Here is an 8,631-nt window from a genome sequence, read left to right as displayed (position 1 = left end):
CATCAAATTTTTTCATTTTATTCTCCTTAAACTAATTCTTTTTCATCTACATATTATATCAAAATACTACTTAATTAAACTTATTATTGTTATTTACTTCAATTGATTTTCTATATGTATTTAAATTATAATTTATTTAATACATATAAATATCTATTTAAATTTTGGGGGGATTTTTTATGGATAAGATTGTAAAGGCTTTAGCTCAGTCAAGACCTTTTCACAATTTAAGTGAAGAGACTTTAAGAGAAATAATACCTTTACTAAGAGGTAGTGTAAAGTTTTTTGAGAAAGGTGCTTTATTGATAGATGAAGGCGAATACATAGATTATATCGGGATAATTCTAAGTGGAAAATTAGCAGTATCTAATTTCTACTCTACTGGAGATGAAAGTTTAGTAAATAAACTTGAACCATCTTATTCTTTTGGACTCGAAATTACTTGTACATATGAAAAAATTAGCCCATTTTCAATCTATACATTGACTGATTCTGAAGTATTTATATTTAATCAAGATGTAATTTTTCAAAAGGGGTTTATATCAGAGGAATATCGATTTTTAATATTAGAAGATGTACTTAAGTTTATTGCTAATGAAAATATGAGAAAATATCATAAGATAAAGATAATATCTCATTATAAACTAAGACAAAAAATTATTGCATATTTATTATTAGAAAAGCAAAAACACAATAGTGATAGATTTACCATACCTTATAATCGCGAAGAGCTTGCAAAATTTTTATGTGTAAATAGAAGTGCTCTTTCTCACGAACTCAGCAATATGCAAAAAGAAGGTCTTATAAAATACAATAAAAATAAATTTGAAATACTTTCTATGAATATATAAATATTAGTATAAATTACTCCATATTGATATTTAATTTATACATCGTTGGCACAACAACATATTTATATTATTTATTAGTATATAATTATAGATAAGTCATACTATTGATTAATTTAACTTATATTTAGTTTATGTGCATAAACTAGTATTAAATAAAATACCATATCCTTATAATAAAGTTTCACCCCCTAAGTTTCGTGTAACTTAGGGGGTCCTTTGTGTTTAATATTTATGAACAAGTCACGATTTGCTCTTTTATATCTGAATAGATTTGAAGACCTTTCGTGTTATATACTTTTATGACATCTTGATTTATATTTGAATCTTGTACTATTTGTTTTACTATATTTTCTTTATTTTTAAGTTTACTTTCATTAAATACTACATCACTCTTATTATCAAATAACGCAACATAAAATATACCTGTCTCAACTAAGTCTTGGAAAAAGTGACTTCCATACGACAACTCTGGCATTAAATCTTTATTGCTGTATGCTATTTCACACATAACAGACATATTACATAATTCTGTGAATTTAACAGGAACGCCAAGTGCTGGATTACTACTTCCCCATCTACCTGGGCCCATAAGCATTGCATTTTTCCCTTTTAGCTTTTTGTTTATTATACCGACTTGTCTAGCAATATTATATTTCTCTACTTCTGGCAATTTTATATATTCCTCAGATGATATAAATACTATATAATCTATTGCAAGTCTCACATTTCCACCCATAAAGTTTCCTTTTGATGAAAATAAACAAGAATTTTTATCTTCTAATTTAGGCAATTCGACAGTCTTTCCAAGTCCTCTTGTTTGGAGCGGTCTACATTGAACAATATTAATTTTAAAATTACCTTGTCTGTCAAAGTTGGCCGTATATTCAATATCGACTGGATAATTGTATTTTGAAGATACAACTTTTAATATTTTTTTCATAGCTTCTGGAAACTTTGTACTTCTCAATAATCTTTCAAAATTCAATATAAATGGTATGTTAGATGTATCTACGCCAACTCTTTGAAGTCTTTCTTCTGTTTCTTTGTCTTTTGAGCCAAATAAATTACTTTGTGTTTTTAAATTACTTTTGACTGCATCATTTATCTTTATTGTCTCTAATTTATTTTTATTTAAATTTAAGACATCTACATAATGTTGTGAAAATTTTCGTGGGTCTTTCATAGTCATAGCAGAAAGTCTTGTAGGATCATCTAGAGCAACTATTCTTACATAGTCGTTGTTTACTCTATCTACTGCTCTAGTCCCAAGACCGAATACTAACCTTAGCATTCCTGCATCCATATCAATTTTCTTGTTCCAAACATATAAATTTGATGAATTTGCAACACCTGCTATATGAGGGAAGAAGTACTCTCCATAATAATCTCCAGAAACCCTCTGAACAAGTATAGCCATCTGTTCATCTCGTTTATCTAAACCTCGATTTTTTCTATAATTAAGTGCATCATCATTCATAGTGCTCGCATATACAGTTCTTATAGCATCTTCAAATGCTTTTAATCTCTCACTTGGATTTCCTTGGTTTATGCAAAATACGCTATCGTATTTTCCTGCAAATGCATTTCCAAAATTGTCTTCTAATAGAGAACTTGATCTTACAATTATAGGACATTGACCGTAATATTCTAATAAATGCATAAATTGTTCTCTTATCATCTCTGAAAACTTTCCACTTTTCATTCCATCTTGTAATTCTTTTGCGTATTTAAAATACCCTTCATCTGTCTTTTGTTTCATTCTCAAATCCCATAATCCATTTTCAACTATATAAGAATAAAATACATCTGTTCCAATATAAAATGAATCATGTGGCTCTAATATATCTTTAAATTCGTCTTTTGTTTCTTCTGATTTAGATATAATAGCAGTTGCCATAAGCATCCCTATACTCTTTCCACCTATAAATCCCGTACCTATTTCTCTAGATGCAATTTGGACCATATCGGCTAAAGTAAAATATTGATTGCACATTTTATTTATCTTTGCATCTTTTCCTACTAATATATCTATTAAATTTTGTTTCATTTTATCTTGAGTTAATTTATCTTGTGTTAGAGCTGCTTTTGCTTTGTTGAAGTTTATTCTCCAATAACCTAATCTTTTATTTCTCCAGTCAAAATGAGAAAATAATTTTGATGCTTCACCGCTTGATGTTATTGTTGTAACCTTGTCTCCTTCCACCTTATGTGGAAAGAATAAAATTGGAGTATATCTATCTTCTACCTTTAAAGGATGTATATAGAAATTTCCTTCTACATTATATATATCCATTAAAACTTGTGCTGTCTCTCTTATTTTAGCTATTGTGTCATAAGTATATGAATTTCTTTTTATAGAAAAATATGCAACTGCTCCTATTTTATATAGATATGGACATGTAACTTTAAAAAAGTTAACTGTCATCAAATCGGAATACCATCCTCTTTGAATATATGTAAGACTGTCAAATACATATACTGTATCTTCACTTTGAGTTTTTATTATATTTCTAACCGACATTGTAAATTCTTCAAACCCCTTATCTAAATCAAGTTCAAATAAATTTATAGAATCTATATCGTCTATTATCGGCTCCATCTTTCCAAACTTTATATAGTTTACTTTTTTACCGTCATCTATTGCCTTTTTAGCAAAAGCATTTGCGACATATTTATAGTTATTTATATCCTCGACTTGCCATACAACATTATCTCCAGGATACAATCCTCCCATTATATCGTCAAAACCTTTTATACCTGTACTAATATTATCCACAAAAACCCCTCCTTTGCAGAAAACCTCTTAATTTAAATTGTATCATATGACATATTTTTATCCTTAATATAAATAAGTATTTATATATTAATCTTATTTTCTAACTTTTATATCTAATTTTTTATTTAAATTAAAAAATACCGCAAAACCAAACCTTATATTTGCGGTATCTTCATCTAAACTATATTAAAATATTGTAGAGCATATGCTATTCCATCTTCATCTACATCTTTTGTTATAAAGCTCACGATTTTTGATAAATCCTGTTTTCCATTTGCCATCAAAACTCCATTTGGACAATATTCAAACATAGCAGTATCGTTATAGCTATCTCCAAAAGCATAGCTATCTTCTTTTTCTAAATTAAAATAATCTAATAAAAACTGCATTCCACTTGCTTTTGAATGACCTTTTGGAACAACTTCAAAGAAATTGGCTCCTCTATCTATATAGTCGAAGTCCTCATTTTCTAAGTATTCTACAATATTATCTCTCTTATCTTCATTTTCTAATGTAAAGCAAAATTTATCAAAAGACATATCTTCACTTTTTAAAGATTTTATTGGAAATCCTCTATCCATAAATAATTTAATTTTATTTTGTTTTTCTGGATTTTCTGTTTCCAAATCCATATATATATATTCTGTTCCTTCAATAATGACATCTGCTTCATTATCTTTTAACATATTTAAAATATCAGTGTATTTATTTTTATCGATAGTTTTATAATATAAAACTTTTCCACCGATTTCTATATAAGTTCCACATCCACAAATATATCCATCAAAGCCCATATCTTGAAGTCTTGGCTCAATTAAGGCTCTTGTTCTCCCTGTATTTATAATTGTTATATGGCCATTTTCTTGAGCTCTCTTTAGAGCAGTTTTTGTACTTTCTGGTATCTCCCCACTAGACTCTGAAATTAATGTTCCATCAATATCAAAGAACAATATTTTTCTATTACTCATTTATTTCCTCCTTAAGTGTTTTCCTCTGTCCCCTAAAATTACATTATCTATATCATTTACTATTGTTTCTCTTTCTTCTTGTTTTAAAGAGTCATTTTCATATATTTTTTTACGCAAATCTCTGAGCATATCATTTTTATGCTTTAGTTTTTTATTGTATTTAGCTTCTATTTCACTAAAACTTTGATTCAACTTATTTATAAGAGATGCCATCTCGTCTGAACTCCCGGCTATCCTGTTGAGCAACATTAAGTTTTGTGCTAAAAGGTCGGGAATATCATAGTCATGGCTATATCTGAGTTGATGATCTATTTCTCCATATCCTTCTTCAAAAATAGTTCTTACTTGTATTTCGATTATAGATGAATCGTATTTTGTACCGTATTTAATTAAATAGTGAACTGACCTATATCCTGATATTCTAGACCTTACAGGAATAGATTTTTCTTCAAATGGGGCTACATTGTCACCCTCTCTTATATTCGCTACTATCTCTATTACTTCCCATCTTTCTGTTATAAATTTATGGATTTCTTCCCAGTCTTCTTTAAAAAGATGTATAACACGTATTCCCATTAAATCGGTAATTTCATCTTTATAGTTTTGGATACTAAAATTAAAATTATCACCGTATTTTTCTCTTCTGTCAGGAGTTTTTCTGACTAATTTTTGTAATAACCTTTTTGGATCTTTAACCCTCGTTTTTACAGAATGCACCTTTGGATGTTGCCTCAACACATTTGCAACATAAGTTAATCTAGCATCACAAATATCAATAGATTTTTTATAATCTTGTAGTATGTTATATAAATCAACCCAATTTATATTTAAATCTATTAAATCTTGTGCATCCAAACCGTACATATCTAAAAAATAATTTCTGTCCATATGCCATACTTACCTCCCTAACTAATTTTGCTTATTTAAACTTCTGTCAAGTGAATAGAATTTAATAGTGTTTTTTGCTTTTTTCTCTATATTTAGAAGGTATTATACCTGTTGATGCTTTAAATTGAGATGTAAATGAGCTAGCTTTTCTAAATCCAATTTCTTTAGCTATATCACTTAAAGAATAGTCTGTTGTTTCTAGTAGTACTTTGGCCTTTGATATTCTTATCTTTATTAAGTAAGAATGTGGCGTTTCTCCGAGCGCCTTTTTAAAAGCAGAGCCAAAGTAATTTTTAGATAACCCTGCTAACTGTGCCATCTCTTCTATTTTTATTTCTTTATTATAATTATGATTTATAAAATCTGCAACTAAATATATACCTTTTTGGTAGCTTTGCTTTTCCTTAAAAATATCTATTGTTTTATTTGTCTTTCCTGTAATTATCTCTCTACATAAAAGATTTGCTATCATATCTAGTTTAGTTGAATCTTTTTTATCATATTTTTTAAATTCTTCTGCAAATATATGCAAATAAAATTTTAATTCTCTCGATAAGTATATAGGATGACTAAATATGTTATCCTCACAATTTAATTCATCCATTATATTTTGTAGATAATCTTTCTTTACAAGAATATCTGTATATTCTACATTAGAAAGTCCGTACTTTATTCCATGATTTTGTTGACTTTTGATTGTGTATATATATCCTATCTCTCCAAAAAATATACTGTCTTCATTTATTAAAAAAGGTATTGGACTATTTGGAATAAAAAATTCATATTCATTGTGACTATGTACTCTTGATTTTGTTATAGATTCATATAAAGATTTAGACTTTGCTATAAATATATTTTTATTATAGTATATATCACAGTTTTCGTATAATTCCTTAGCTCTTTGCTCATATGAATTGACTATATCAATCATAAAAATTCCTCCATTCTCATAAGAACTAATGCATTATAAAACTATACGTTTATTCCTTACATTTTTCTTCAAACCAATCCCAAGTCATATCATATCGTCCTTCAAGTAACCATTCTGGGCATTGTTTGCCGTTATAATCTTGATGCTTTTTTAAACCTAATCCGTCTTGATAATTTTTTAAAATCTTGTACAGTTCTATAGCATTTAAATAAGCTTGTCTCTGTTTATACATATTGTTGTACATACAGATTTCAATAGATATACCAGTTAAATTTCCGTATTCTGTTCCTTGTGCATATGCCTGCCAATTTAAAGGAACATTTTGTATTATTTTATCGTATCCTACTGTTATTGTCCACGATGCTTTTCTATATTTTGAATAACTTGTTCCCGCATATGGGTCGCTATTTGCATTTTTTAATGACTCATACATCTGTTCTGCATCAACATCTATACATGCAGTTTGATGTATTACTACATCTGTAGGTTTTATTACCTGTGCTGATATACAAGATCCTTTTTCTAACAATTTATCTGATATTACTTCTGCTCTTCCTATTTTTGTTCCATTTATAAGTACATTATCACTTACATATGATTTTGATGAAGAACCATAACTTAAATTTAATTTACTTATTAATAGACAAATTAAAAATACTATCATTATAAGATAAAAAGTTATATTCTTGTTTTTCTTAAAAAAATCTATATCAATAGATTTTAATTGTCTTTTGCTCATACTAAAATCCCCCATATATTATATTGTATCTCAATTTACATTTTATTTCTCATATATACATAATATCGTGAAAAAATGTTTTTTTCATTTTAAATTCCTTAACTTTTCTTAATTTCAAAAAATAAAAGCCTCCTATTGGAGACCTTCATACTTATCCTCAAAAAATATATTTATTTTTTCTATTACATCACATAGAACTTCTTGTTCTTCATCGTTATAAGAGTTTAATGTTGCTTGTACCATTTCTTTGTGAAAATCTGCATGTATTTTATAAGCATGCTTTCCCTTTTCAGTTAGACTTACTAACACAACTCTCCTATCTTCTTCCGTTCTCGATCTTTCAGCATAGCCCTTTTTTATAAGTCTATTAATTGCAGAAGTTAGCGTTCCAACTGTTATTCTTAAGTCATGGGCAATTTCTCCCATAGTTCTGTTTCCTTGAGTTCCTATTGCATCGATTGTGTGTATCTCTGTTATAGATAAATCTTTTATCTCAGAACTTTTTAAAACCTTTTCTTCTATATGTAAAATATCATTAAATAATTGCACCAAAAGTGAATTTAATCGTTCCGCTCTCTTTTCCATTTTATTTTCTCTCCATATTTATTTTAATCTTAAATGTATTATAATAAATTTTAGAAATAATTTCAATTGATATTATACTTCATAAAAGTTACCCATTTGTCTAAATTTATCATATCTCTTTTGTAATAAATCTTGTTTTTTTATATCAATTAAATTATTTAAATCTGAATTTATGAGTCTTTTTATGTTGTCTGAAACTAAAGAAGGATTTGTATGTGCACCTTCTATTGGTTCATCTATTATATTATCTATTATTCCCAAACTAAGTAAGTCTAAAGCTGTTATTTTCATAACTTCTGCTGCTTCTTTAGTTCTTGATGAATCTTTCCATAAAATTGTCGCAAATCCTTCTGGAGATAAAATAGAGTAAATCGAATTTTTAAGCATATACACCTTATCAGATACACTAAGTCCCAATGCCCCTCCACTGCCGCCTTCTCCTGTTATTATTGATATTATTGGTGTTTTTAGTCTACTCATTTCCATTAAATTCTGTGCAATTGCCTGACCTTGGCCTCTTTCTTCTGCCCCAACTCCACAATATGCACCTGGTGTATCGACAAAACATATTATAGGTCTATTAAATTTTTCAGCTTGTTTCATAAGTCTTAATGCTTTTCTATATCCTTCTGGATGAACCATTCCGAAATTTGTATCTACATTTTCTTTTAGATTTTTACCTTTATTAACTCCTATTACTGTTACACTTATTTTATCTATTGATGCAATTCCACCTATTACTGCTTTGTCGTCTCTAAAATTTCTATCACCATGGAATTCAATAAAATCATCGAAAATATTTTCTATATAAAATCGTACGTTTGGTCTTTCTTTATTTCTCGCTATCTCTACAATATTCCATACTTCATTCTTTTTATCCTTCAACATCTACC

The 8,631-nt window shown here is 28.1% G+C and carries 8 protein-coding genes; 1 reads left to right on the top strand and 7 read right to left on the bottom strand.

What is annotated here, in order from left to right; all coding sequences use genetic code 11:
- Positions 1–179 precede the first annotated feature (179 nt).
- Positions 180–851 carry a Crp/Fnr family transcriptional regulator gene (locus RDX53_RS07050; RefSeq protein WP_307993903.1) on the top strand — a complete coding sequence of 224 codons (672 nt, stop codon included), beginning with the start codon at positions 180–182 and terminating at the stop codon, positions 849–851.
- Positions 852–1,080: 229 nt separating this feature from the next.
- Here RDX53_RS07050 and RDX53_RS07045 read toward each other — a convergent pair whose 3' ends face one another.
- The 7 genes from RDX53_RS07045 to RDX53_RS07015 all read right to left on the bottom strand — a co-directional run bounded on the left by RDX53_RS07045 (position 1,081) and on the right by RDX53_RS07015 (position 8,626).
- Positions 1,081–3,627 carry a PEP/pyruvate-binding domain-containing protein gene (locus RDX53_RS07045; protein ID WP_307993902.1) on the bottom strand — a complete coding sequence of 849 codons (2,547 nt, stop codon included), beginning with the start codon at positions 3,625–3,627 and terminating at the stop codon, positions 1,081–1,083.
- A 176-nt stretch (positions 3,628–3,803) separates the two neighbouring features.
- Positions 3,804–4,595, bottom strand: coding sequence for a Cof-type HAD-IIB family hydrolase (locus tag RDX53_RS07040; protein ID WP_307993901.1), 792 nt, complete (start codon positions 4,593–4,595; stop codon positions 3,804–3,806).
- The gene (locus RDX53_RS07035) at positions 4,596–5,483 is read right to left on the bottom strand and encodes a RelA/SpoT domain-containing protein (protein ID WP_195930683.1); all 888 of its coding nucleotides are present in this window, start codon (positions 5,481–5,483) and stop codon (positions 4,596–4,598) included. It lies immediately after the preceding gene.
- A gap of 61 nt (positions 5,484–5,544) precedes the next feature.
- Positions 5,545–6,414, bottom strand: a complete 870-nt coding sequence (locus RDX53_RS07030) for an AraC family transcriptional regulator (protein ID WP_307993900.1) — start codon at positions 6,412–6,414, stop codon at positions 5,545–5,547.
- 49 nt (positions 6,415–6,463) lie between these two features.
- The gene (locus tag RDX53_RS07025) at positions 6,464–7,153 is read right to left on the bottom strand and encodes a peptidoglycan recognition family protein (RefSeq protein WP_195930680.1); all 690 of its coding nucleotides are present in this window, start codon (positions 7,151–7,153) and stop codon (positions 6,464–6,466) included.
- Positions 7,154–7,285: 132 nt separating this feature from the next.
- On the bottom strand, positions 7,286–7,738 hold the full coding sequence (locus RDX53_RS07020; protein ID WP_007286046.1) for a MarR family winged helix-turn-helix transcriptional regulator: 453 nt from the start codon (positions 7,736–7,738) through the stop codon (positions 7,286–7,288).
- Between the two features lie 72 nt (positions 7,739–7,810).
- Positions 7,811–8,626 (bottom strand): acetyl-CoA carboxylase carboxyltransferase subunit alpha, encoded by an 816-nt coding sequence (locus RDX53_RS07015; protein ID WP_195930679.1) that lies wholly within the window; start codon positions 8,624–8,626, stop codon positions 7,811–7,813.
- Positions 8,627–8,631: the final 5 nt, after the last annotated feature.

This window comes from uncultured Intestinibacter sp. (genome assembly GCF_902468165.1).
Classification (GTDB): Bacteria; Bacillota; Clostridia; order Peptostreptococcales; family Peptostreptococcaceae; genus Intestinibacter.
The sequence above is the reverse complement of the archived record's forward strand: the minus strand, read 5'-3'. Positions and strand labels throughout refer to the sequence as shown.